Source organism: Sphingobacterium sp. NGMCC 1.201703 (assembly GCF_047784615.1).
In the GTDB taxonomy this organism is placed as follows: Bacteria; Bacteroidota; Bacteroidia; order Sphingobacteriales; family Sphingobacteriaceae; genus Sphingobacterium.
This window is the reverse complement of sequence record NZ_JBLOHD010000002.1, coordinates 621,193-647,011: the sequence shown is the minus strand read 5'-3', so window position 1 is coordinate 647,011 and position 25,819 is coordinate 621,193. Positions and strand designations below refer to the sequence as shown.

22 protein-coding genes and 1 tRNA gene are annotated in these 25,819 nt (G+C 39.6%); 12 read left to right on the top strand and 11 right to left on the bottom strand.

Annotated features, from left to right (window positions below):
- Positions 1 to 11: 11 nt before the first annotated feature.
- Complete coding sequence (locus tag ACK8HY_RS07990; RefSeq protein WP_077432547.1) at positions 12 to 986, bottom strand: fumarylacetoacetate hydrolase family protein; 975 nt, start codon at positions 984 to 986, stop codon at positions 12 to 14.
- A 315-nt stretch (positions 987 to 1,301) separates the two neighbouring features.
- Between ACK8HY_RS07990 and ACK8HY_RS07985 the strand changes: the two genes are divergently transcribed.
- The 8 genes from ACK8HY_RS07985 (at position 1,302) to ACK8HY_RS07950 (ending at position 11,318) form a co-directional block, all read left to right on the top strand.
- Positions 1,302 to 2,459, top strand: coding sequence for a homogentisate 1,2-dioxygenase (locus ACK8HY_RS07985; RefSeq protein ID WP_416133312.1), 1,158 nt, complete (start codon positions 1,302 to 1,304; stop codon positions 2,457 to 2,459).
- Positions 2,460 to 2,488: 29 nt separating this feature from the next.
- The gene (gene hppD, locus ACK8HY_RS07980) at positions 2,489 to 3,616 is read left to right on the top strand and encodes a 4-hydroxyphenylpyruvate dioxygenase (protein WP_416133311.1); all 1,128 of its coding nucleotides are present in this window, start codon (positions 2,489 to 2,491) and stop codon (positions 3,614 to 3,616) included.
- Complete coding sequence (locus ACK8HY_RS07975) at positions 3,588 to 4,856, top strand: Glu/Leu/Phe/Val dehydrogenase dimerization domain-containing protein (protein WP_416133310.1); 1,269 nt, start codon at positions 3,588 to 3,590, stop codon at positions 4,854 to 4,856. Before hppD ends, ACK8HY_RS07975 begins: the two co-directional genes overlap by 29 nt.
- Positions 4,857 to 5,644: 788 nt before the next feature.
- A complete protein-coding gene (locus ACK8HY_RS07970; protein WP_416133309.1) occupies positions 5,645 to 6,424 on the top strand; it encodes an N-formylglutamate amidohydrolase in 780 nt (259 codons plus the stop codon).
- Entirely contained in the window at positions 6,414 to 8,246 is a 1,833-nt protein-coding gene (locus ACK8HY_RS07965) for a flavohemoglobin expression-modulating QEGLA motif protein (RefSeq protein WP_416133308.1), read from the top strand. The genes ACK8HY_RS07970 and ACK8HY_RS07965 overlap by 11 nt, the downstream gene beginning before the upstream one ends.
- Before the next feature lie 14 nt (positions 8,247 to 8,260).
- Positions 8,261 to 9,262: a glutathione synthase gene (locus ACK8HY_RS07960; protein ID WP_416133307.1), complete on the top strand. Its 1,002-nt coding sequence runs from the start codon at positions 8,261 to 8,263 to the stop codon at positions 9,260 to 9,262.
- A 262-nt stretch (positions 9,263 to 9,524) separates the two neighbouring features.
- Positions 9,525 to 10,508: a lipoate--protein ligase gene (locus ACK8HY_RS07955; protein WP_416133306.1), complete on the top strand. Its 984-nt coding sequence runs from the start codon at positions 9,525 to 9,527 to the stop codon at positions 10,506 to 10,508.
- 42 nt (positions 10,509 to 10,550) lie between these two features.
- The gene (locus ACK8HY_RS07950; RefSeq protein ID WP_416133305.1) at positions 10,551 to 11,318 is read left to right on the top strand and encodes a methyltransferase domain-containing protein; all 768 of its coding nucleotides are present in this window, start codon (positions 10,551 to 10,553) and stop codon (positions 11,316 to 11,318) included.
- Positions 11,319 to 11,337: 19 nt separating this feature from the next.
- On the opposite strand, the gene ybaK is transcribed toward ACK8HY_RS07950, so the two are convergent.
- Together ybaK and ACK8HY_RS07940 are read right to left on the bottom strand one after the other, a co-directional pair.
- Positions 11,338 to 11,814 (bottom strand): Cys-tRNA(Pro) deacylase, encoded by a 477-nt coding sequence (ybaK, locus tag ACK8HY_RS07945; RefSeq protein WP_077432554.1) that lies wholly within the window; start codon positions 11,812 to 11,814, stop codon positions 11,338 to 11,340.
- An 11-nt stretch (positions 11,815 to 11,825) separates the two neighbouring features.
- The gene (locus tag ACK8HY_RS07940; protein ID WP_077432555.1) at positions 11,826 to 13,484 is read right to left on the bottom strand and encodes a DNA polymerase/3'-5' exonuclease PolX; all 1,659 of its coding nucleotides are present in this window, start codon (positions 13,482 to 13,484) and stop codon (positions 11,826 to 11,828) included.
- 259 nt (positions 13,485 to 13,743) lie between these two features.
- Here ACK8HY_RS07940 and ACK8HY_RS07935 point away from each other — a divergent pair, with 259 nt between their 5' ends.
- A complete protein-coding gene (locus ACK8HY_RS07935) occupies positions 13,744 to 14,868 on the top strand; it encodes a lipid II:glycine glycyltransferase FemX (RefSeq protein ID WP_077432556.1) in 1,125 nt (374 codons plus the stop codon).
- Between the two features lie 3 nt (positions 14,869 to 14,871).
- On the opposite strand, the gene ACK8HY_RS07930 is transcribed toward ACK8HY_RS07935, so the two are convergent.
- Positions 14,872 to 16,128, bottom strand: a complete 1,257-nt coding sequence (locus ACK8HY_RS07930) for a hypothetical protein (protein ID WP_077432557.1) — start codon at positions 16,126 to 16,128, stop codon at positions 14,872 to 14,874.
- A 289-nt stretch (positions 16,129 to 16,417) separates the two neighbouring features.
- On the opposite strand from ACK8HY_RS07930, the gene ACK8HY_RS07925 reads away from it, so the two are divergent.
- Entirely contained in the window at positions 16,418 to 16,846 is a 429-nt protein-coding gene (locus tag ACK8HY_RS07925; protein ID WP_077432558.1) for a nuclear transport factor 2 family protein, read from the top strand.
- Between the two features lie 94 nt (positions 16,847 to 16,940).
- Here ACK8HY_RS07925 and ACK8HY_RS07920 read toward each other — a convergent pair.
- The 3 genes from ACK8HY_RS07920 to ACK8HY_RS07910 form a co-directional block, all read right to left on the bottom strand.
- Positions 16,941 to 17,014, bottom strand: a tRNA-Ala gene (locus ACK8HY_RS07920).
- A gap of 76 nt (positions 17,015 to 17,090) precedes the next feature.
- A complete protein-coding gene (gene bla / locus ACK8HY_RS07915) occupies positions 17,091 to 17,840 on the bottom strand; it encodes a BlaB/IND/MUS family subclass B1 metallo-beta-lactamase (RefSeq protein WP_077432559.1) in 750 nt (249 codons plus the stop codon).
- Between the two features lie 67 nt (positions 17,841 to 17,907).
- On the bottom strand, positions 17,908 to 18,246 hold the full coding sequence (locus ACK8HY_RS07910; RefSeq protein WP_416133304.1) for a cupin domain-containing protein: 339 nt from the start codon (positions 18,244 to 18,246) through the stop codon (positions 17,908 to 17,910).
- 226 nt (positions 18,247 to 18,472) lie between these two features.
- Between ACK8HY_RS07910 and ACK8HY_RS07905 the strand changes: the two genes are divergently transcribed.
- Complete coding sequence (locus ACK8HY_RS07905) at positions 18,473 to 20,386, top strand: AAA domain-containing protein (RefSeq protein WP_416133303.1); 1,914 nt, start codon at positions 18,473 to 18,475, stop codon at positions 20,384 to 20,386.
- 47 nt (positions 20,387 to 20,433) lie between these two features.
- Here the strand turns inward: ACK8HY_RS07905 and ACK8HY_RS07900 are convergent, their stop codons facing one another.
- Both ACK8HY_RS07900 and ACK8HY_RS07895 read right to left on the bottom strand, forming a co-directional pair.
- Positions 20,434 to 21,957: an acyl-CoA dehydrogenase family protein gene (locus ACK8HY_RS07900; RefSeq protein WP_416133302.1), complete on the bottom strand. Its 1,524-nt coding sequence runs from the start codon at positions 21,955 to 21,957 to the stop codon at positions 20,434 to 20,436.
- 179 nt (positions 21,958 to 22,136) lie between these two features.
- Positions 22,137 to 23,003 carry a helix-turn-helix domain-containing protein gene (locus ACK8HY_RS07895; RefSeq protein WP_416133301.1) on the bottom strand — a complete coding sequence of 289 codons (867 nt, stop codon included), beginning with the start codon at positions 23,001 to 23,003 and terminating at the stop codon, positions 22,137 to 22,139.
- A gap of 378 nt (positions 23,004 to 23,381) precedes the next feature.
- Between ACK8HY_RS07895 and ACK8HY_RS07890 the strand changes: the two genes are divergently transcribed.
- Entirely contained in the window at positions 23,382 to 24,590 is a 1,209-nt protein-coding gene (locus ACK8HY_RS07890) for an exo-beta-N-acetylmuramidase NamZ domain-containing protein (protein WP_416133300.1), read from the top strand.
- A gap of 59 nt (positions 24,591 to 24,649) precedes the next feature.
- On the opposite strand, the gene ACK8HY_RS07885 is transcribed toward ACK8HY_RS07890, so the two are convergent.
- Positions 24,650 to 25,000 carry a DUF2200 domain-containing protein gene (locus ACK8HY_RS07885; protein ID WP_416133299.1) on the bottom strand — a complete coding sequence of 117 codons (351 nt, stop codon included), beginning with the start codon at positions 24,998 to 25,000 and terminating at the stop codon, positions 24,650 to 24,652.
- Between the two features lie 62 nt (positions 25,001 to 25,062).
- Positions 25,063 to 25,629, bottom strand: a complete 567-nt coding sequence (locus ACK8HY_RS07880) for a hypothetical protein (RefSeq protein ID WP_416133298.1) — start codon at positions 25,627 to 25,629, stop codon at positions 25,063 to 25,065.
- Between the last annotated feature and the right edge of the window lie 190 nt (positions 25,630 to 25,819).

Genomic DNA, 25,819 nt, shown 5'->3' with positions numbered 1-25,819 from the left:
GTTGAAAAGTTTTAATTATGGTATAATGCAACGGAGTTGGAAAGTGTTCCCAAACCTGTTACTTCCAGTTCGATCTGGTCGCCTACCTGCAACCATTGATCCTGATATGCCGGATTCTCCATACGCCCGGTACCGTTAAGTTCTAAAAAACAGCCCGTTCCAACTGTTCCAGAACCAATTACATCCCCCGGAAAGAGACGTACACCATAGGATACGCGTTCAATAATTTCGGCAAATGTCCAGTGCATCGTCGCAAAATTACCGGAAGAAACCTGTTCACCGTTCACGCGACAAGACATGTTGAGATTATAGCGATCGCCGATATGATCTCCCGTAGACTTAATTTTATAGGGTTCCAATTCATCCTTGGTGACCAACCATGGGCCGATTGCCGTAGCAAAATCCTTTCCTTTGGCTGGCCCCAAGCTTAATTTCATCTCATCCAGCTGGAGTTTTCGGGCACTGAAATCATTCATGATCATGTATCCGGCGATATAGTCATCAGCCTTGGCGGCGGGAATATTTATCCCTGTTTTATTGATCACGATGGCTACCTCAAGTTCAAAATCCAGTTGCTCAAGATGCAGCGGCATACATTGTACGGGGCCAGGGCCTTGTATGGCCTGATGATTTGAGAAATAAAAAACAGGGAATTCGTCAAATTCAGGAATCATATCCAGTCCACGGTTTCTTCTGGATGTCGCTACGTGTTGTCGAAAAGCATAAGCGTCACGTACCGATGTCGGATGGGGTACCGGGGCTATGAGTTGACTATCTTGTACGAGTTGATAGGGCTTGGATATCCGCCCTTCCTGCAGTGCCGAATGGTAGTACTTTAAATCGTTTATGGCTTCATCTCCACGGACTAAAAAATCAGCCATATTGGTTGGAAGGGAAGGAGCTATCGCCGAGCAGCTGTATACTCGGTCATTAATCATGATACCTAATTCGTGTTGGCCGTTATTTACGCACGTAACAATTCTCATAGCGGAATATTATATTGGTTATTCAAACTTTGAATGCGACACAAATATATCGTATAAGTTTCGAAAAAAATATTTCTTGACTTGAAAACAGAAAAATATTCTTACCTTTATTATAACATTATAAACTTACAAAAATGATCAATCGTGGAATACATCGCTTTGCGTCATCCATGCCCTATATTGCTTTCAATAGAGCAATTATAGCTGATATTGTTTTTGCCCAATACTAATCCCTTCGAACTTATTGCCAATCGATTCTATTTGGCAACTTGATATTCATTTATTTTTTATAACCGTTTTTTAAATCGTAGAATTATGCCATTTTATGTTAAACAAGGGCAAATTCCAGCACAGCGACATACTGTTTTTAGAAAGCCCGATCAAACACTCTATGCTGAAGAATTGGTCTCAACGCATGGCTTTTCCAGTCTTTATTCGCTCGTGTATCATTGCCACCCACCTACATTGGTCAAACAGATTCGTGAACCCTATGATGTTACACCGAAGATTGCCCGGGAAAAACATCTTAAACACACCAGTTTAAAAGGATTTCAGGTACAGCCCCAGAATGATTACCTAGAGAGCCGTACAGCTGTCCTGGTCAATCAGGATCTGCACATTTCCCTGGCTGCACCACGTCAGTCCATGACAGATTATTTTTATAAAAATAGTCAGGCCGATGAGATAATTTTCGTGCATCGTGGTACCGGGAAACTCAAGACAGGGTATGGAAGTATTCCTTTTCAGTATGGTGATTATCTGGTTGTTCCGCGAGGTACAATTTACCAGATGGAATTCGATGAGACAGACAACCGACTATTTATTGTTGAATCTTTTTCGCCGGTACGTACGCCAAAGCGGTATCGTAATGAATTTGGTCAAATGATGGAACATGCACCTTTTTTCGAACGGGATATCCGTGTACCACAGGATCTCGAGACTTTTGACCAGTTTGGTGATTTTGAGGTGAAGATCAAGAAACAGGGATTGATCTATCCGTATATTTACGGAAGTCATCCCTTTGATTTTATCGGCTGGGATGGTTACCATTTTCCCTGGGCATTTTCCATTCATGACTTTATGCCAATTACCGGAAAATTGCATCAGCCACCACCTGTTCATCAGACCTTTGAGACCGATACATTTGTATTGTGCAGTTTCTGCCCACGCTTGTATGACTATCATCCACAATCAATACCTGCACCTTATAACCACAGCAACGTTGATTCAGATGAAGTACTATATTATGTAGATGGTGATTTTATGAGCCGCAAATCCGTGGAGAAAGGACAGATCACATTACACCCTGGGGGCATTCCACACGGGCCGCACCCCGGTACGGTAGAAAAGAGTATAGGGCAAGTTAAAACGGAGGAGCTTGCGGTCATGATCGACCCTTTCCGCCCCCTGATGCTGACCGAAGAAGCACTAAAAATTGAAGATCCTGATTATTTTAAATCTTGGATGAGCTAAGTTGAATACGAATAACCTTTATATAAATTATGGCAAATACATTTGCAGAAAAGATTGCCCAAGCGCAAGATTTTCTACCTATTAATGGAACCGATTACATAGAGTTTTATGTGGGAAATGCGAAGCAGGCTGCACATTATTACAAAACAGCCTTTGGTTTTCAGTCGGAGGCATATGCGGGCCCAGAGACTGGTGTTAGAGACCGTGCCTCCTATGTCTTGAAACAAGATAAAATACGACTAGTGCTGACCACAGCGCTTAAATCAGAGCATCCTATCGCTGAGCATGTCAAAAAGCACGGTGACGGGGTTAAGATATTGGCTCTATGGGTTGATGATGCCCGAAAATCATTTGAGGAGACTACCAAAAGGGGGGCAAAGGTCTATCAGGAACCGCAGTTACTCAAGGATGAGCAAGGGGAGGTATGGACCGCAGGAATATACACGTATGGCGAAACGGTACATCTGTTTGTGGAACGAAAGAATTACAATGGAGTATTTATGCCTGGCTATGAAAAATGGGAAAGTGATTATAATCCAACGGAGACTGGGTTGCTCTATGTCGATCATTGTGTAGGCAATGTCGGTTGGAATAAAATGAATGAAACGGTTCAATGGTATCAGGATGTGATGGGCTTTGTTAATATCCTGTCCTTTGATGATAAGCAGATCAATACTGAATATTCGGCATTAATGAGCAAGGTGATGAGTAACGGCAACGGCTATGTCAAGTTTCCGATTAATGAACCTGCGGAAGGGAAAAAGAAATCTCAGATCGAAGAGTATCTTGAATTTTATGAAGGTGAGGGGGTGCAACATGCCGCATTGGCAACGAAGGATATCGTACGTACGGTGAGGGAGCTTAAATCCAGGGGGGTGGAATTTTTGGGAGCTCCTCCAGAGGCATATTACGACATGCTACCGGAAAGGGTAGGTGATATAGATGAAGAAATCCGAATTATCCAAGAACTGGGTATTTTGGTAGACCGCGATGATGAGGGATACCTCCTTCAGATTTTCACCAAACCAGTTGAAGATCGCCCTACCTTATTCTATGAGATTATTCAGCGAAAAGGCGCACAGAGTTTTGGTGCCGGTAATTTTAAAGCCCTTTTTGAAGCGATAGAACGTGAACAGGAACGTAGAGGTAACCTATAAGGATATGTTGGGTATGAAAGAATTATTGCGTGCATTTGAGCATAGAAGTCCGGAAATCGTATTCGAGTGGAAAGACAGTGAAACAGATGCGAAGGGCTGGGTGGTTATCAATTCGTTACGCGGTGGTGCAGCTGGTGGCGGCACACGAATGCGGGCAGGTCTGGATCGGCATGAAGTAGAGTCCCTAGCCAAAACTATGGAAGTGAAGTTCACCGTTTCAGGTCCTGCAATTGGCGGAGCCAAATCCGGTATTGATTTTGATCCACACGATTCTCGTAAAAATGAGGTTTTGGACCGCTGGTTTAAAGTAGTAACGCCCTTACTAAAAAATTACTATGGGACAGGCGGGGATCTTAATATTGACGAAATTCATGATGTCATTCCATTGACAGAAGAATACGGGCTATGGCATCCCCAAGAGGGAATATTGAATGGACATTTTAAGGTCAATGAGAGCAACCGTATCCATCAAATTGGACAGTTGCGCTATGGCGTGTCCAAAGTATTGGAAGATAATACCTACAGTCCCGATATAAAACGTAAATACAAGGTTGCTGACATGATAACAGGTTATGGCGTTTCGGAGTCCATCCGTCATTATTATAAACTGTTTGGAAGCGACTGTAGGGGAAAACGTGCGGTTATTCAGGGCTGGGGAAATGTTGCGGCGGCGGCGGCTTTCTATCTCGCTAAGTTGGGGGTGAAAATTGTTGGAATTATTGATCGGGCGGGTGGTTTGATCAATCAGGAGGGCTTCAGCGAGTCAGCTATTACACAGTTATTCTTAGACCGTAAAGGAAATGAGCTTAATTCACCGGATTTAATGTCTTTTGAGCAGATTCAAAAGGAAATCTGGGGAGTGAAGGCTGATATTTTCGTCCCTGCGGCGGCATCACGTCTAGTTTCGAAAGATCAGATACAACAGCTTATGGAAAATGGACTTGAAGTCATTTCTTCGGGAGCAAATGTACCTTTTGCTGATCAGGAAATATTTTATGGTCCGGTCATGGAGTTCGCAGACCAGCATGTGGCTGTGATACCCGATTTTATCGCTAATTGCGGTATGGCAAGGGTATTTGCCTATTTAATGCAGCGAAATATTGAAATGAGTGATGATGCCATTTTCTCAGACGTTTCAAAAGTGATTTTTGAAGCTTTGGAAAAAATCCGGAAATCTTCCGCTGATCACACACACATTTCTTCGAGAGCCTACGAAATTGCGCTTAAACAATTGATTTGATTCTTTATGTAAGTCGTTAAACGAAAAACACTTGAAGCGGGGAACTTCAAGTGTTTTAACTAACCAATTATTAACCTAAATTTATGAATGTTTAAAACAGTACAATACCTGTGCCAAAACTTATTTACCTAAGATGAATAAATTGTCATTTTTTTGTTAACTTATTATTTGCTTTTTAATTGAATAAACGAGGGGGACCTATAACTCTATGCCTTAATTTAGCATTCAATCGTGGAGGTGGCAGCTAGATTAAAGTCGAAAGTTTTGTTCAGGCTATCTATTACTTTTAACTTTTATAAATAACTGATAAACAGAAACTCCTGAAGCGGGGAGCAACAGGAGTTTTCCTAACCAATTATTAACCTAAATTTATGAAAAGTACAAGTATAACGTGAATGGAACAGAAAATGTTTCAACTATTTTTACTTTTTTAGATTTTTTAACATTTTTTTGTATTTCTATATCGATTTTCGGCAAAATATTCTAATATTCATTTTCTTTTCGTATTAGAAAAATAAAAAACCTGTTAGCGGGGACTAACAGGTTTTTTATAAACTAACTAATTATTAACCTAAATTTATGAAACTAGTAAGTAACTTTCAATAAGGATGCCAAGACATAAACGAAATGGTTTGTTTAACGATTTTTAACGCTTTCTAATCCAAAAACGGTAAAACATCATTTTGTTCGGTCTAGCGTATTTTATTTTTCAAACCTTTTGTCATCCGTAAGCGTTTACTTAAGCGGAGTGAGCTAAATAATCCGTGAAACTGTTTAATATAAACTACATGTCTTTATCCTATCTCTATCAAATCGAAAATCATAGAAGCCCTTTTTGGGCTTTTGCTATCCATGATGGCCATCATATCGATGCGGATTTAGAACCGTATTTGCATATTTCTCCCGAAGATCGCTTACGTGAGGAGGATCCTTATACAGCAATTTTGGCAGAACTGCCCTTTAATCGTTTTGTCTGTGGTACGTCAAGGTTCCAGTTGGATTTAAACAGGAATAAGAATGGCGCGATATACTTGACCCCAGAGCAATCCTGGGGAATTCAGGTCTGGCGTACAGATTTAACCCAACAAATAAAAGACCAACTGTATGAAACGTATGACATGTTGTATCAAAAAATAGCACAGCAGATACAACATACCATCGATCGCTATGGTTATTTTGTTGTTTTTGATATTCATAGTTATAATGCGCGTCGTGACGGGCCGACGACGATAATTGATAAAGTAAATAATCCGCAGATTAATATTGGGACAGCGCATAATCACATCAAATGGCGGGAATTGACTAGTGCATTTATGGCTATGCTCCGTACTGGGAAAGATGGGCAAACCTACGATGTACGTGAGAACGTTAAATTTAAGGGTGGCTTCCTCTCTTCTTATTTAAATGAACAATTTGGCGATTACGGCTGCGTTTTTTCAATAGAGTTTCGCAAGGATTTTATGAATGAATGGACAGGGGAGGTTTTTCCTCAAAAGTTACAGGAGTATAAGCAACTTTTAATGCAAACCATTGACAGCCTCGAATCCTATTTTGCCTATGAAAGATAATGCGAAGCAGCTAGCGGGTATTTTAAAAAAAATAAAGAATAAGGAAGTTTTTCATGTGCAGATACCCCCAAAAAATAAATTGGTGTTCAATCAGGTTGTGCCTTACTTATTTTTATACCGGCAGTTCTTTAGTCCGGATCCTATGCTGGCGGAATTGGTGAAATCCGAACCCGCATATTTTAGGGTGAAGGACCCGGAAATGAATATATCCGACTGGATTGCCCCGATAGTTAATCAGCTAGTGGAAGAATTTGGTGCCTGTCTGATCATAGAAGCCTGGACTGCTGCTCCGACACAAGAGGAAGATATTCAGATTCATATTGCCCGAAAAAATGTACAATCCATTGCACAGTATCTCGGCAAGCAATTGGAGACAGAGGAATCTATTACCAAAGTCGAAATTGTGACCGATACAAAAACCAACGCGACGCAAAGTCTCTCTCCTGCGAGCATACAATTGGATAAACTAAATAGCAATATCTTATATATGGGGTTGGAAATCAAACCAAAGTATCTGCTGGGGGTTAATCAACAGATACTTCCCATAGATCTGCGCCATTTTCGTGAGGCTATATCCCGAAGTTTATCCAAAACATTTTTTGAATTTATTCGTATCCACACGTTGTCCAAACCAACATCGTTTAAAATTAGTCACCCCAAAAAGATGTTACCACTGGCTTGGGAGATCGATCAGAAATTGGCGCGTGAAAGTCAGCGATTTGATTTTCTATTGCTGGTTACACCGACCAATTCATATGATGCCTGGCTACAATTCAAAAAAGGTAATTACCGTAAGGTTCCGGTTTTTCATTATAGACCCATGCCCATTGATCCCGATATCATAAAACGTAACCTCTATAATCTGCATATTGAAGATCTTTACGATCCTTCTATCGCTTATTTGTTTCGGGATAAACGCAAAGAACTTGATCAGATGATGAGCATGCTGAGTGAGCGGGGAAAAGAAGGTTTTTTACTGGGCAGCATGCAGGTATTTGGTACCGTAAATGAAAAATTGCTTGATAAAGCACAAGCCATCTTGACAATTACTGCAACGGATAGGGAGCATAAGACCAAGGAGGAGGATATTGTTTATGCGGAAGAGTTTGCGAAACTAGCGCAAGCTGAACTCGACTATTTAAAAAGTCAGGATTCAAATTTTGGTACCACGGTGCGGCTGCGGGATGATATCTATGGGGTGATGGTGAATCAGGGCGTGCTAAATATCAGTAAACAATATAGCCTGCCCCGACATCGGGTACAGGCATTGATCCAACATGAAGTTGGGACCCATATCGTCACTTATTATAATGGCAAACAACAGCCTTTTAGTCTTTTTAGACTTGGAGTACCTGGCTATGAGAAGCTTCAAGAAGGGCTGGCTGTACTGGCCGAATATCTTGTTGGCGGCTTGACGAATAATCGATTACGGATATTGGCTGGCCGGGTCGTTGCGGTATACCACATGCAACAGGGAAATACTTTTCTGGATACCTTCGCACTGCTGGTAGATAAATATCAGTTTTTGCCCGAAACAGCCTTCCAGATGACCATGCGTGTTTTTAGAAGTGGGGGACTGACAAAAGATGCCTTATACCTCAGTGGTTTAATCGAACTGATCAACTATATAAAAAGTGGCCGGGATCTTAGCTTATTGACTATGGGCAAGATCAGGGAGGACTATATCCCCATCGTTGAAGAATTAATGCTTAAGGGTGTATTGAATGCACCGGTGTTAACACCCAAATACTTGACCTCACCCTATAAAGATGTATTAACCAACCTCAAGAAAAGTAAAGGAATATTTCAGATGATCCAATAATTTAGCGATATTATATGAAGATAGCATTTGTTATTAATCAAACCCATAAGGAAACAGAACGTTTCACAACAACCCTTCTTGCCTTGAGGGCACATCAGCTAGGGCATGCGGTATATTACATCGGGCTGGCCGATTTTTATTATGAATCTGCCCATATTGCCGCCCATGTACGTGAGGTTCTCCCTACGCAACAGATTACCTCTGCAAAGCAGTTGATGGAGGCATTGAGAGCTACCACAAAGACAAAAATGGAATTGGAGAAGATGGATGTCATTTGGCTCCGATTCGATCCTGTTTTAGATATGGTGAATCGGCCATGGGCAGCTTCTTCTGCGCTGCAGTTCGCCTCCTTATTAAAAGAAAAAGGGGTACTGGTCATTAATGATCCCGATAGTTTGGGGCGGGCAAGTAACAAATTGTATCTTGAAGGTTTTGACGAATCTATCCGACCGAAAACAATTGTCACTAGAAATTATGCCGATGTGGTCGAGTTTTTTGAACAACAGAATAAATTGATTATTTTAAAACCCCTAAAAGGTTCGGGTGGAAAAAATGTGTTTTTAATCAATAAAGATAACCAGCAGAATCTCAAGCAAACAGTAGAAGCAATTGCCCGGGATGGCTATGTAATCGGACAGGAATATTTACCGGAGGCGAGCGGCGGTGACATCCGTTTTTTTCTCTTGAATGGTGAACCTATCTCCATTAATGGCAAACATGCTGCTGTTCACCGCGTGCAACAGGAGAACGAGATACGGAGCAACGTACATCAGGGAGCGAAAACGCAGGCAGCGGTGATATCATCGGAGTTACTGCTGATGGTCGATAAAATCAAAGACAAATTGATTCAGGATGGGATGTATTTTGTTGGTTTGGATATCGTGGGTGACCGCATTATGGAAATTAATGTTTTTAGTCCGGGAGCTTTATGTCAGACAGAAGAGATCGTAAAAGAAGACTTTTCCGCATTGATTATCAAGAATCTTGAAGAAAAAATACGATCTTCTAAACGTTAATCGTGTGAATAGTAAAACAGTTAGATGTAATTGGTTTTATAATAAGCGATAAACGGGCAAAGATCAATAATTGAGGGGGGCTGTATAAAATATATCCAGTCCTGAGAACAATGCTATTTTTGGCATTATTTGAAATCTTTTAGTAGTAAATAGGATTGTTATAATAGGACGCTGATAAAATGTGGGATTGACGAAAATTATGAGTTTGAGATGAATCAAGCCATTTAAATTCTTGTTAATTTTAAGAAAATATAAAAATACGATGTATATTATTGATTCGCCTTCCCATGATGCCTATTTCAATATTGCTTCTGAGGAATACCTGCTCACGAAATATCCGAAAGAACCCATTTTCTTATTGTACATAAATGATCCCTCAATTATTATAGGCAAATTTCAGAATACTTTGGCCGAAATTAACCTTGATTATGTAAATGATAATAAGATTAAGGTCGTGAGGAGAATGTCTGGAGGTGGAGCCGTATATCATGATTTGGGAAATCTTAACTTCTCTTTTCACACCCTATTGGGAAATCTCGATTTTATGGATTTTTCGACCTTCACACAACCCATTGTTTCTGTTTTGAACAAATTGAATATTCCGGCAAAATTGGAGGGAAGGAATGATCTGTTGGTGGATGGAAAAAAGTTTAGTGGAAATGCTAAGCTCGCAAAAAATGGTAAAATGGTTCAGCATGGTACTATTCTAATTGATTCACAGATGCAGATATTGAGCGATGCATTGAAGGTAAACCCGCTTAAATTTGTTGATAAAGCTGTCAAGTCCAACCGTGCTAGGGTGACAAATCTGATCGGTTATCTACCTCAAGGTTTTACAACGGTAAAATTTAAGCAACTATTGATCGCAGAGATGCAGCGTGAAAATCCTGATGCGGAGGTCATTCATTTCTCTGCAACTGATATCCAGCATATCGAACATCTGGCGAAGGAAAAATATGAAACCTGGGACTGGAATTTCGGTTTCTCCCCGAATTATAATTTTAAAAAGGCAATCAAGATCCCAGTTGGTTTTATAGAATTGCATTTGGATGTACATAAAGGTTCTATTGAGCATGCTAAGATTTTCGGGGATTTTTTTGCTTCTGAATCTATTCATGAACTGGAGCAACTATTGATTGGAAAAAAACATCAACTGGAAGAAATCAGAGCGCTGTTGGAAACCATAGATCTAACTTCGTATTTTGGAAAAGTTGATGTAGCTGAAATTTTGGAGCTATTTAAATAATAGCTATTGTATTATCCCATTGGGACTTAAATAAAAGATATTATGCCTTGGAATCCAGATATCTATAATAAGTTTAAAGACATCCGTTTCAAACCTTTTTTTGATCTATCCGAACTAATAGCTTCGGAAGCAACGATGAAAGCGGTAGATCTCGGATGTGGAACCGGAGAGCAAACCGCTATTTTAAGCGATAAATTTCCACAGGCTACATTTCTTGGAATAGATGCATCTCCAGAAATGTTATCGATGAGCCGTAAACTTGAACATGAACACCTGAAATTTGAAAATAGTAGTGTTGAAAAATTTCTGGAGACAGCGGGTTCCTGGGATTTGATATTCAGTAATGCGGCATTGCAATGGCTGGATGATCACCAACTGCTTTTTCCGCATCTCATTTCCAAATTGAGTAGTGGTGGGCAATTGGCCGTTCAGATGCCTTACCAGCCAGAAAATGTCTTAAATAAACTGCTATCTGAGCTGGCTGCTGAAGAACCTTACCGAAGCTATTTGGATGGTTGGAATAGGGCTTCATCGGTGCTAAGTATAGATGACTATGCAAAGATTTTGTTTCATTCGGGCTTGGAGGAATTGGACCTCTCGCTTCGTATATACCCAATTATAGCTGCCGAAGCGGAAGTACTTTATGACTTTATTTCCGGATCGGCATTGATCCCTTATATTGAGCGACTGGACGAAGATAAACGACCTGTTTTTATTGAGGCTTTTAAGACAGGTATTAAACAGCATTTTTCCAGATTCCCTGCAATATATCCGTTTAAACGTATTTTGTTGTATGGACGAAAGAGCTGAAATCGGGTGAGGGTTCGTGTTAAATGCTGATCAAATCGGACCAGATCGCTTTGGTCAGCGTTGCTAAATCATTGGGATTTAATATCATTTGAAGGCCTCGTTTTCCTGCGCTGACAGAAATTTCTGTTTCCAATTGAGCTGCTTCCTCGATAAATGTTGGAAATAGTTTTTTCATGCCAATAGGTGAGCAGCCCCCACGGATATAACCCGTTACAGCTAGCAGATCCTTCATGGGGAGCATTTCACAATTTTTATTACCTGATGCTTTAGCGATCTTTTTTAAGTCAAGTTGCGCATTCCCGGGAATTACAGCAACAATGTAAGGATCTATATTTCCTTTCAATACTAAAGTCTTATAAAGTGTTTCAGGTATTAGACCCAAGGACAAGGCAACATGCTCCGCGCTGACGTCATGATCATCCACCTCATACTCCCTTAATTCATAGTTTACTTTTGCCGTATCCAACAAGCGGACTGCATTGGTTTTATGCGACATAATAAGCTTTTTTAAGATCTACGATTGGAAAAATAGTTTGTAATCTCTGTCAAGGAGTATGTATTTAGACAATTTTTTGCTTCCAGACCACCTTTCTGTGCAACAAAGGTACCATACTGCATGTCCAACAGCCCTTCCGTGCGATGCGCATCAGGGTTAATGGATAACAATACACCCTTTTCCACGGCATAGCGATGCAATCTCCAATCTAAATCTAGCCTTAAAGGATTTGCATTAATTTCGATGACGACCTTATTCGCGGCGCAGGCATCAATTATCTTTTTGTAGTCTAATGGATAACCTGATCTGCTCAATAACAGACGACCTGTGGGGTGTCCCAAAATGGTTGTATATGGGTTTTCAATTGCTTTGATCAATCGAGCAGTTGCTTTCTCCTCATCCATCTTCAGGTTGGAGTGGACAGAGGCGACAACAAAGTCAAATTGTGCTAATACTTCATCGGGGTAGTCCAGTGATCCGTCGCTTAGAATATCGGATTCTATTCCTTTAAATATTTTAAAAGGGGCTAGTTTTTCGTTTAAGCTAGCAATTTCTTTCCACTGCTCTTCCAATCTTTCGATGGAAAGACCATTTGCATAAACTGCCGTTCTGGAGTGATCACATATTCCGAGATATTCGAGACCTAATGCATCTTTACAATGAAGAGCCATTTGCTCCAAGGTATGCACGCCATCACTATAAGTTGAGTGGTTGTGCAGTGTCCCTTTGAGATCTTTAAATTGGATTAATTGAGGTAAAGTATGGTTCTGCGCGCGTTCAATTTCGTCAAGACCCTCGCGCAATTCCGGTTCAATATAATCAAGCCTTAAGTTACGATAGATAGCTTCTTCACTAGAAAGTGAAGGCAAGTCTGGAAGAATATTGAATAAAAGATCCAAGTGTGCGGTCGATCCTGTGCTGAGAATAAGGTCCCGATAAAAATCATTGATATTCGTACTGAAAACCTTGAAGGTAAAACCTAGTTCATCGGTGATTTCCAGTGAATTTTCAGTTTTCTGTACCAAAGTATAACCGCCTAGGAATTTTTCTACGGCATCTATGCTTTCAGAAATGAGCAAGTCTACCGTACTCAGAACCTCGCATTTTCTTCTAAAATCTCCTGTAAAGGATAGGAGAGATGCAGGAAAATGTGTTTTTAAAACAGCATAGAATGCATCAGCTTGGGACAATACTTTCGCGTATAAGAACCAACCTTGATTGGAGATAGAAAATTCGATGGATTTCTTTATTTCTTCCTGCGTTTTTAATCCAAACCCCTTGGCTTCAACAAGGCGGTTTTCATTGCAGGCATAGAGTAGTTCACCTACACTCTCTATGGCCAAGTCTTGCCAGATTATCTGGACTTTTTTAGGCCCGAGACCTTTGATGGCCAACATTTCAACAACTCCTGATGGCGTATTCGCCAATAGGTCCTGGAGCTCCTTAAACGTTCCGGTTTGTGCGACCTCTTTCGCTTTTTCGGCGGTACTTTTTCCTATGCCCGGCTGTGCGCTCAATTCTTCAAGCGAGGCACCATCGATCCGAAAGGGCAATTTGTCCAATTTAAAAGATGCACTAGCCATAGCCTTTGTTCGGAATGGATTTTCGTTATGAAGTTCCATTAATTGGCTACACAATTTAAAAATTTTAGAGATCGCTTTATTGTCCATTATTGTCGGAGAGTTGTTAGGCTACAAATATCCTAAATTTTGAACCAAAATACCAACCAAGTTGATAATATAATGCCGTTAAATAATGTGAAAAAGCTGATTTTGGTCAAAATCATGCGCTGTTTTTTTAAATTAACAACAAAGTGACAAATGACGACTCACTTAACCGGTCATTTTGGCTAAGTTTGCCGTTTTTGGATATTAAAATCGATAAAGGATATGGAGTTTTTTGAACATATCCGATAAGAATTAAGGTGTTATGATAGCAGATATAAGTGACAAAGAGGTCAGTGGTCTTTATAAGACAGGTATTATTCAACAAACAGCCTATTGGTCTGCCGTGAAAAAGATGCAAGGGATAGAATCGAAAGCCTTTAATTTTAAATCCAAGCAATCCGATCTTTATATCGGCGTCCAAGACGATACCTATTTTGTTGGTGACCTATTAATCATCATTCAGGCGATAGATCGTGAACATAGTATAGCTTATGTACCATACGGTCCTGAAATAGAACCTTCGGAAGAAAATCAGGGCCTGTTTTTAGAGCAGCTTTCGGAAAGCTTACGCGCATGTTTACCTCCCAATTGTATTATGATACGTTATGATCTATCCTGGGAATCGCATTGGGCGAAGGAGGAAGATTGTTATGATCTTTATGGCAATTGGTTGGGTGTACCTGAAAAACGAATCCAGGAAATGCGTTTTAATTTTAATACAGAAAACTGGAATTTTCACAAAGCGAATACGGATATTCTTCCTTCGAATACAATTTTTATGAATCTTAGGAAGGAGGAGGATCTCCTGTTAGCCAATATGAAATCCAAGACACGTTATAATATCCATTTGGCTGAAAGGAAAGGTGTAAAGGTTCGTTCTCTGGGTTTAGAGAGTCTGGAGATCTGGTATGAGCTGTACCGGCAGACTGCGCTCCGGAATAATTTTTTCTTGCATGACATCAATTATTTCAAGATTGTGTTATCTGCAAAGGCAGCGGATACCTTGTCACCGGCAGATGTTTTTTTATTGGTCGCTGAAGTGGACAATAAACCTCTGGCGGCTATGTTTCTGGTTATTGCTGCAAACCGCGGGACTTATCTCTACGGTGCCTCTGCTTCCGAAAACCGTAATTATATGGCGACTTACGCTCTGCAATGGCGTGCGATGCAGGTGGCAAAGGAAAAAGGGTGTACGGAGTATGATTTCTTTGGTGTATCGCCTCAGGCTGATCCATCACATCCATTGTATGGACTTTATAGATTCAAGACTGGTTTTGGTGGCGACATCTATCATCGAATGGGTTGTTGGGATTATCCGTTAGACAATGAGAAATATCGCTATTACGCCTCCATGGAGTTTAAAAATCAAAGCTACCATTTGGGCTAAAGATTAAAATACTTCACCTAGTGTCAATCTTACTCCACGGTGATTGGTGCTAACACCATAGTCTATGCCGATGTTGGTGCCCGAGTTTTTGTTGAATTTAATTCGAGCACCTGCACCCGTCCCGATGTTCCAGTCTGCAAACATGGTGTTTTTTGGCCCATTTACGGTGGTGAGATTTATAAAAGCCACAAAGCCAAATAGCCCGTTCTCAGTAATATCACGGCGGTATTCTGATTCTAGGTAAAATAGCGATTTACCACGGAACCGACTTACCGGGAAGCCTCTTCCGGAACTGTTGTAAGGATCCCAGCCCAGATTGGGTAAATCGAGGTAAGGTGCTTTGCTATTGAAAACAGTCCAGAAAAAGCTACGCACAGCAATCATATTCTGCTTATTCGGATCCTGGGTCAAGCGATGGTATCTCCTGATTTCGAGGAATAAGGACTTCCAATTCTGATCACTTCCCATGAAAACCGGGTTAAGGCGGAATTGTAGATTGGCATAGTTGCCAGACCAGGTATTGATCGAGTTGGCCCGGGTGTCATAGATAAGGTTAAGACTGAGTCCCGAGGAAATAGTATGATCTTTCAACGCTGTACCATACGGGTAGGAGGTATATTCTTCAAGAGGAACCGCACTCGTGGATTTGATATTCATACGGTAATCCAGATCATAACCAATACCCATAAACAGTCCGCCGTGGATTCTTTTCAATGCGTGTTGATATAGTCTAAAATAAGTATAATCCAAATTGATCTGTTGGTCGCCGTGATATTCTTTGCCTATTCCCCAGGTTTCATGCGGGTATTTTAATAGCCTGATATCACCATCGATAACCCATGTATTATCTTTTAACCACACATAGGAGCGGATAGGTAAGCCGAATCGCTTTCCAAAATTGGTATAGGGAGTGAAAGTTACTTTAGACATATAGGTACTTTTGCGCTCGCCCAGGTAGAATCCTGCAGTCGTACTTGTAATTAATGCATGCCCCCCTCCAGGGACATTTGTCGAAAAAGGAAGGAATGAAAAGTAAACCTTTTTTCCAGTACTATCGACGGATTGTGGGGGCTTAACATGGAGTATCTCCTTGCCAATATCGATTAGATCCCTTTGCCTACTTGTGTCCGAAATATGCGTGGTTATTTCTATTTCATTGACTGGGCGTTGTGCATAGAGCTCAGATTGAAATATCCCCAATAAAAATGTCAAGGAAACAAGCTGATGTAAAAAAGGATGTCGTCTGTCGTAGTGTGCCATGAAAGCACGCAATCTAAGAGGAATTGCACAGAATTACAATATTGTAAAGAATATTTTATCTGTTATGTCGCGTTTTGTCTATAGGTTGAATAAGCCTGAATTTCATTCACCTAGAAAAAAATAGCGTTTACCGATTTTAATGTAATGTTAATCTAAATGTAATGGAATCAACATATTAGTTGTCTTAAATTTGAATCAGAAAATAAATAAGAAAAAGTTGCAACAAATTTAGCTTGTCTTCGACAATAGAATAAAGAAAATATACTAATACATTATAAAAGAAAAAAATATGAAAACTTTAGTAAAAACATTTGTAGCGGCAGCAATGATAGCGATCTCTACTTGCTCAATGGCTTCGGTTAAACCAGAAGAGCGTAATTTAATTACAGCAGATTTGGCGATTGATGAATATGTTGGTGCAATGACCGAAGGTCAGGTGGGGAATTTAAATAAGCTATTCACTTCTGATTTTAATCAGAAAATCTGTGGTAAACAAGATTTAAATCACAGTCGTTCGGAGATGATCGAGTTCTTGAAAAAACAAAAAGGAATAAAAATGAACTGCAAAACAACAACGCAGATCGTTGAAGAATTACCAGATTACGCTATTGCAAAAGTAACCATGCAATTTGATGGTTTCGCTAAGACCGATTTGATCACACTTGTGAAGGAAAATGGTGCATGGAAAGTTTCTAAATCAGTTAATTCTTACAAATAGGAATTACTGCAAATTGAAATGATGTTTCGGGAAAACGGATCAATGTATAAAAACAACAAAGAGGCTACTTGTGAAAAGTAGCCTCTTTTGTTTGTGGAGCATATCAGGATCGAACTGATCACCTCTTCACTGCCAGCGAAGCGCTCTAGCCAGATGAGCTAATGCCCCTTATTTTTTCTGTCGCTAAGATAGTACCTTTTTTGTAAAAACAAAATTGCTTTTTTATTTTTTTAAATATTATTATTTATTGCTTCTCAGTAAGTAGTTCCTCAGTACGTTTTATCTGCTGATTGTCCTTCCATGCGTCATGTCCCGGAATAACCATTTTTATCTGTGGATACTTCGCTAACAATCTTGCCAATGCAGGCTTCCAGGCTTTGACATCACCATCAGCAACAAATCCCAAGTCTTTGGCTTCCGAACTTTTGATGAAGCAACCCCCATCCAGAATTTGATAGTCTGGAAACCAGACAACGACATTATCCAACGAATGTCCTGCGCCAAAAAAGTTCAAAACGAAGGATTGACCACCGACTTTATAGGTCTTGTTGACTTTAACGAGATGCGTAGCTTGGGCTTTATGATTTGCTTTAAGCAGGTCATTGGTCATTTTTGTCGCATAGGTTGGAATTCCCATACGATTATAATATGCAAAGCCTCCCGCGCGATCCTCGTGCCAATGGGTAGCGTATACTGCAATGACAGGTAGCTGGTGCTTTTGTTTTATGCTGTCCAAAAGCGGGTGATATTGTGTCGAGTCCCAAGGCGTGTCAAATAGAATAACACCTTTCTTGGTGATTAGATAGACCGCATTAGCAGCGTATTTGGTGCCCTCAAAAGTATTATAAGTCGTATAAAGATATAGTTGTGAGTTGATCTTTTCAATGGATAATGGTTTTTCCTGTGCGCGCAAAGATGGCAATATACAGCAAGAAAGACCGAGAAGTAGCGTGGCTACTTTGGCGGAGAAGAGCGAAATAGTATTTTTGAACATAAGTAAATAAACGATTGTTCTGAACGAATATTGTTTTGTTGGACCAGTAAAATTCCTTTTTTTCTAGCTACAATGATGTAATGAAATCTTCTCGATGTGGTGTAAAGGAATCTATCAATTCACCTTCTTCAAGACATTCACAGCCGTGGATTAAATTTGGGTAAATAATACAGGAATCACCTACAGTTAAGATTTCATCTATGCCATCGATGTGGTACCTAAATTTTCCGGCGTTGACATAAGATATTTGTGTATGTGGGTGTTGATGTAGGGCACCGATTGCACCTTTTTGAAAACGTACTTTCATTAACATCAATTCATCGTTATAGACTAATATTTTACGTTGTACACCATCGCCTAGATCTGTCCAGCTCTGCGTTTTATCGTGTTGGAATATCGCACTCATTTTAACCGCTTTTATTTTGAAAAATTAATCAACAAATCTTTATCGTCAATGATAGGAAATAATTATGACTTTTGTACCTCAGCTTTAAAAGTTCTTGATAAGTGTACCTTGTTGATGAGAGAATACCCCGATTTTCTCAGGAAAATAAAGAACATGGATAAAAACTGATCGGTAAAGTACTTGAAAAAACTGTTACTTTGTGTCTGATTAAAGCGAATGTACTGATATGAATTATTTCGACGAACTTATTACGCTATTAGGTGAAGAACAGCAATATGATAAGATGCAGCATGAAGCATTATTATTGAAAAGCAGTTTAAATGAACGAAGAATGCAGGGGGTGACCTGGTTTCCGATTCAGATCACGGATAGCGAACTGGGGCGGGGTGATTATCTGTCAGTTAGTTTAAAAAAAACCAATCACCTTGATGTAGATCATCGGTTTCGTTTTGGGATGCCTGTTTCTCTATTTTCAAACCACGACCCAAATGCGGACAGAATAGACGGCATTATATCTTCGGTTAATAAGGAAAGTATGCGGATTTCATTTCGTGTAGATGAGCTGCCGGATTGGAGTCGAAGGGGAAAACTTGGTGTGGACTTGTTATTTGATGAGCACTCATACCGTGAAATGGAGCATGCATTGCGACAGGCAAAGGAGCTCGCAGCTGATCCACGAAAAGGTAAATTGATCAGAAAGCTTATTGGTGGAGAACAATTACATATTAGAGAAAAAGACGCACATTTTGAGCATACTGATCTTAATTTCGGTCAGAATAAGGCCGTTCAGCAGGTTTTGGATACAACAGATATTGCACTTTTACATGGGCCTCCAGGGACAGGGAAAACGACAACGCTGATCAAGGCAATAGCCGCATTACTCAAGAATAATCAAAAACAGATACTGGTTGTAGCACCTAGCAATACGGCGGTTGACCTACTGACAGAGCGTTTAGATGCTGCTGGAATATCTGTCACTAGGATAGGTAATCCGGTTAAAGTATCTGAACATCTGCAGGAGTTAACCCTTGACAGCAGAATAGATCGTCATAGCGCGAATAAGGATATAAAGTCCTTGCAAAAGCAAGTTAGAACTTATACGGATATGGCCCAAAAATATAAACGCAATTTTGGCAAGGCCGAGCGGGAACAAAGAAAAGCATTGTTCGACGAAGCTTACAGAATCCGGAAAGATGTTGATAAGATTCAGGATTTTATCGTAGCGGATATTCTCGATCGCTCTCAGGTAATAACCGCGACGCTCGTAGGGGCAAATCAAGATGTTATACGAAACCGGAGATATGAGACGGTTGTTATTGACGAAGCTGCTCAGGCACTGGAGCCTGCCTGCTGGATTCCGATATTAAAGGCAGACAAATTGGTGTTGGCTGGAGATCATTGCCAACTCTCACCAACAGTGAAATCAAATAAAGGTATAGGCAATAAGCTGAGCCATACACTGTTTGAAAAACTAATCAATCTTTATCCCGAAGCGATTTCGTTGCTCGATATCCAATATCGAATGAACGAGCAGATCATGAATTATCCGTCCTCAGCTCTGTATGGAGGTCTCTTGAAAGCGGATTGTTCGGTTGCGCATTGGACAATAGCAAACGATTCGGAACCGATTGTATATATTGATACGGCTGGGGCAGGTTTTGAGGAAACCGAAAGCGATGGTGCCATCTATAATCTTGGGGAGGCCAGTTTTCTGAAATCTCATTTAAAGGCAGCCATCGCAACTTGGGTAGGGTCTTCTCCAAGCGAACAATGGCCAAATATTGGGATAATAGCACCTTACCGGAAGCAAGTGTCTGTATTAAAGGAAATGTTGGAGCAGGATGAAGAATTACGGCCGTATGCTGCTATTATTAAAGTACAGACCATTGATAGTTTTCAAGGGCAGGAGAAAGATATTATTTATATCAGTTTGACGCGAAGTAATAACGAACAACAGATTGGGTTTTTATCCGATGTGAGACGGATGAATGTCGCCATGACAAGGGCCAAAAAGAAGTTGGTCGTCATTGGCGATAGTGCGACGATAGGGATTCATTCGTTCTACCAGAAATTTATTGATTACGCAGAAAATCTTGGCCACTACCATAGTGTTTGGGAATGGGATATTGCAGAGATGTAATAGAAAAAGGGACTGCGATGAAATTTTTTCGCAGCCCCAGTCAATTTTTATAAAGAGATGAAATCCATCCAATCAGCCTTTTCGTCATAGTGCATAAGCGGTTCGGCATTATTGTTATTGGAGAGTTGACCGACCAACATGTACAGATCCATACTAATATGCTGACGGGCAATTTCAGTCATTTTATCATTAAAACCAGCGTTATTGATTTGCAGGACATATTGGAAGCAAACAACACGTGCAATTATTTTTCCTAAAGTCACCATCTCGCGCTGTTTAGGTTGAAGCGGGAAGTCGAAATTCAAAATAGAAGAGAAAAATGGAGCCGCAAGTCCGGTTGCCGGATTTATTTTCAGGAATGAAAGCAGATTGCTTTCTTTGCTTTTGCGCATCAGTTTAGCGATTGCCTCCGCTACTTGCGAATAGAGCATCTCGTTTGACCCTTCAAAAATTTGGAAAGGTCTGCTATCTACTAAGCCACGACCTGCAACATGATCCAATCTATAACCATTTGCTCCAGATAATTGTACACAGATCTGTGCAGATTCATGCATCAGGTCGGTCACGAGTGCCTTGACACTATTGGCATCCACGCTGTGGCCAGAAAGATCATTTTGAATTGAACTGATCGAACTACTGTATGCACACATCGCTGAACATATCGTAAAAGCAGCCTGCAAGCGAGACAACTGAAACTTAACCGAATCCAGTTCGTTCAATGGAATTCCACTAACACGTCTTTCCGTGCAATGCTTCATGGCTTCATCCAGCATTCGTTTTATGAATCCCATTCCCATTCCAGGAAACTGAAGTCTGCTCCGGTGTAAAGTATCCAACATCAGTTTTATACCAGTGCTTTCTGGTGTTAACCTATTGTCGACGGGTACTTCGATGTTTATTTTATTGATACCATAAGGAATAGCATACAATCCTAAGCTATTGTATTTTTTTGTTACTTCAATCTTTTGTTCTTCGATGGAATTGTCGGTAACAAAGAAATCTATATCACGTACAAGTTCACCATTCTCATTTTTCTTTCGGGCAGTAACAAGCCAAAAGTCAGCAGCACCTGTTAAACCTTGCCAATGTTTTTCTCCGTTAAGGCGGTATTTATCTCCATCCTGTTGGTAGGAGGTACGCATATTGAGGGCATCACTACCATAGGCTTGCTCAGTAATCATCAGCCCACCCATGGCTTTATTTTCTAGAAATTGATGGAAAACTTTTTCCTGAAGTAAGGTATTACCGTATTTAGCAAAAGGCTCCAAGAATAAAGCGATATTGATCCCGAAGATCAAAGACAGTGAAAGTGATTCATAAGACGCCGCCGCAAGCACTCCTAAACATTCTTTTACATGTAGGCCACGGCCTCCGTGATACTCGGGAATAGCAACAGACAATGGTCTCATTGCCATGATTTCGCTTAAAAACTGAGGTGGTAAACCACGTGATAAGCTTAGGTTATTATAGTCGTATTCCGTATGGAATAAGGTTGATAATCTTTCTTTAAAGTTTCCGATAAATAAATCGAAATTTTGGGCTTTGTTCGTGTGATCTAAAACGTTGGACATCGCTATATTAATTAAATGATGAAACATTTGCAATAGAAGATGTTTACGATAAAGCTTCAAAAAATAGCTGTGAATTTTGCTTACATCCCAATCGCTATACAAAAATAAATCATATCGCTGTGATCGGTCTGTCCACTTCAGTATAAAAGATAGGACAAATCGTGCATATCTGAAAAATATTAAGTTGCCTTGTTACGATAAGAAGTAGGGGAAATTCCTACGATTTTTTTGAATAAACGGGAGAAATAGGAGGGATCAGAAAAATCGAGCTCATAACAGATATCGGCAATACTTTTATTTGATTCAAAAAGAAGAAATTGACTATGCATGATAAGTACTTCTAAGATCAGTTCTTTGGAAGACTTTTTGAACACCGAAAATACGCAGCGGTTTAGGTAATTGGTTGACACCGCGAGCCGGTCAGCATAAAAGCCGATATGTTTTTGTTTTTTGAAGTTTTTGTGCACAAGCTGTTTGAACATCATTGCAATTTCCTGCCTTCGGTTGAGTGCTTGATTGGAAGATGATAGCTTGATAATCTTTAGCAAAAGGGATTTTAGTAAACTTTCGAAGAGTTCTTTATAAGGAGACTCAGAAAGTAATTCATTGTAGAGCAATTTGAATAGCTCGTTAAGGTCGGTACTATCCTGTGAAGCTAAGTTGAGCAGCGGTGAAATGTTAAAGATATTCAGGATCTCCTGTTCCCGAAAAATCGAAGTCATCGCATTATCGTTGATCAGTACACAATGTCCTTTTGCCGATTTGTCCACAGATTTGATCGTCGAAATATTACCATAGTTGCTAATCAGAATCGCTGGTGCTTTTACCACATATTCTTTTGCACCGATCTTATGCTTAAAATGGCCTTCTGTTATATGTACAAGGAGATTGTATCCCAAAAAAATTGGCGGTGTAGGGAATTTAATATATGGAGCGATTTCACTGAGCTGAAAGATCTTGACAGGAGATTGCTGGTACTTTAGGTGTTCCAGACTACCAGTCATAAATCTATCTACAAATTCACCTGCATTTACCTGCTTTTCCATTTTTGTCCATTATGTTTTTGCAAAAACATCAAATTCTCCTATTATCCGATGATTACTATTCGTTGCAAACGGATTTAACGTAATATCAGGATAATATTCCAAAGGTAATGGGATAAAATAGGTTTGTCAATATAAAATGTATGATGGTTTTCAAAATAAGTGCAATATGCTGCCATTGTTACCAATAGCAGCACTCCATGATCGTTTTTATACGAGAGTAGAAAGGTAAGCGGATTTTCTAATCATATAAAACCTGGGCGATAGTTATAATCGATAAAAAATGATTTTGGAAAATGAAGGTTTATCATTAGCTTTAATCATTAGCAAAATCCGAATCGTTTGTTTATCAACGACTTATTTATTATAAACCGAGCGAGTATGAATATTGTATTTATTTTTATTTCATTATTTCTTTCTGTTGTTGCTGTTCGGGCGCAGGACCGGATGAATTACTGTAATGATCACATCCAAACCGGTGCAGAGCGAACTGAGCAATATATACCTTACCTCAATGGTAAGCGTGTAGCTATTTTGGGTAATCCATCTACCGTGATCAAGGAAAAACATCTTGTGGATAGCCTACTCGCCAGAGGAATTAAAATCGTAAAAATATTTGGGCCTGAACATGGATTTCGCGGAAATGCCAGCAACGGAACGAAAGTGCGGGATGAAGTCGATCCAGCAACCAAAATTCCAGTGATCTCGCTCTACGGAAATAAAAAAAAGCCTTCATCGAAAGATCTAAAAGATATTGATGTTTTCATCTTTGATGTACAAGACATGGGGGTAAGATTTTACACCAATATTAACACACTTCGGGACATCATGGAAGCCTGTGCCGAAAATGAGAAGGAACTCTTGATTTTAGATCGCCCTAATCCAAATGCGTATTTGGTCGATGGCCCTATATTGGATATGAAATATAAATCGGGTATCGGTCAGTTTCCGGTTCCGATTGCGCATGGGATGACAATTGCAGAGTTTGCCCAGATGATTAACGGCGAGGGCTGGATGGCGACGACAAAAAAATGCAAGCTAAAGATCATACCTGTACTAGGATATAATCATCAAATGTTATACAAACTACCGGTTAATCCTTCTCCAAATTTAAATACCGAACAGAGTATTCTCCTTTATCCAAGTACTTGCCTTTTTGAAGGTGTAAAGATCAATCATGGAAGGGGGACGGATTATCCCTTTACTGTTTTTGGAAGTCCAGCCTATAAAGAGGTATATCGTTTTTCGTTTACGCCTGTGAGTAAAAAGGGAATGAGTGAAACACCTCTCTTTATGAATGAAGTATGTTATGGTTTAGATCTACGTGAATATGATTTGCAGAAGCTGGTGGACAGTAAGAAAATAAACCTTTCCTGGATGCAGGAACTCTATCGGAATTCTCCGGAAAAAGATAAATTCTTTGATCAGTCATTTTCCAAGCAGATTGGAAGTATAGAAAAATTGGTTGGTGTTGATTCCTTTCGACGACAGGTCACTGAAGGTGTTTCTGAAGAAGAAATTCGAAAAAGTTGGGAACCTGGATTAACACGTTATAAGGAGATGAGAAAGAAATATCTTATATATCCATAATAATTTTGTACCTGTTTTATGTACAGAGGCAAGGAATGTTTTGGTCTTCGGTGATGAATTTATTTTCTTAAAATTTTTTCCATTGACTTGCCTTTCGCCAGTTCATCAATCAGTTTATCTAAATAACGGACTTTTTGAACAAGTGGATCTTCAATATCCTCTATACGATAACCGCAAATGACACCTGTAATCTTTGTTGCATTGCTGTTGAAATTCGGTGCCTGGCTGAAGAAGTGTTCAAAATCAATTTTATCAGCTATTACTTGATTCAGGGAAGTTTCATCATAGCCGGTTAACCAAAATATGATTTCATTGACTTCTTCTATTGTGCGACCTTTTTTTTCTGCTTTTTGTATATAATGTGGATATACTCCAGCAAATGACATGCGATAAATTCTAGTATTGTCCATTTTTCTACTGATGATCGTTTGTGGTTTTTGCTAATTTACTATTTTTTGAACGTGAAATTTCTTTACAATATAATTTTTCCTGTTGTTTTATCAAAAGTAATGGTTTTGTTTTTATCTCCATAAAAGAGTGTAATGAGAAGTGTTTTATCCGTTTCCGAATTGAAAATGATATCTTTTGCGCTCCCTATCTTTAGTTCTGTTTCGCCATTTATGCTATTATCGGTGCAACTAAAAACCCTTTTTTCAATTATTCCTCTTTTCTCAATGATTTCTAACCAAGGCGGGGATAAAACACTATATCCAACGATTTGTGCACGATATTTTTCATTTAGATCTTTTTTCATCCGTAGGCCGTAAGAAGACATGGACAACATCACTGTGTAAAATGGAAGCATCATTGGCAAGATGCTACAAATTAATCCCAATATTAATATAGCCAGCATAACCTTTGCCAGGATCTTTTTCCAGAAGATAACGATAACAGCCATAGTCAGCCCTAGCCATATCCAGAAAAGCAAGACGTCACTAAAATAGCCTATTAAACTTATCTTTTCCAGGTAGTAAGCGAGTATGTCTACGCACAGCAATAGGGTAATAAAAATATATATTATTTGTATTTTACTTTTCATTGTTTGATTTATCGTTTTAAAACAGGATTTTTTTCTTAGATTTTATTCGGAGCATGAATATGATTGAATCTATTGTAACAGTAAATATACGGATCGGAAACAATAAACAATACATTGCAATTGGTTTAAGAAACAATTTTAGGATTAATTGATAAAGGTGATCTAATAATTTTTAAATCCTATCTTTATT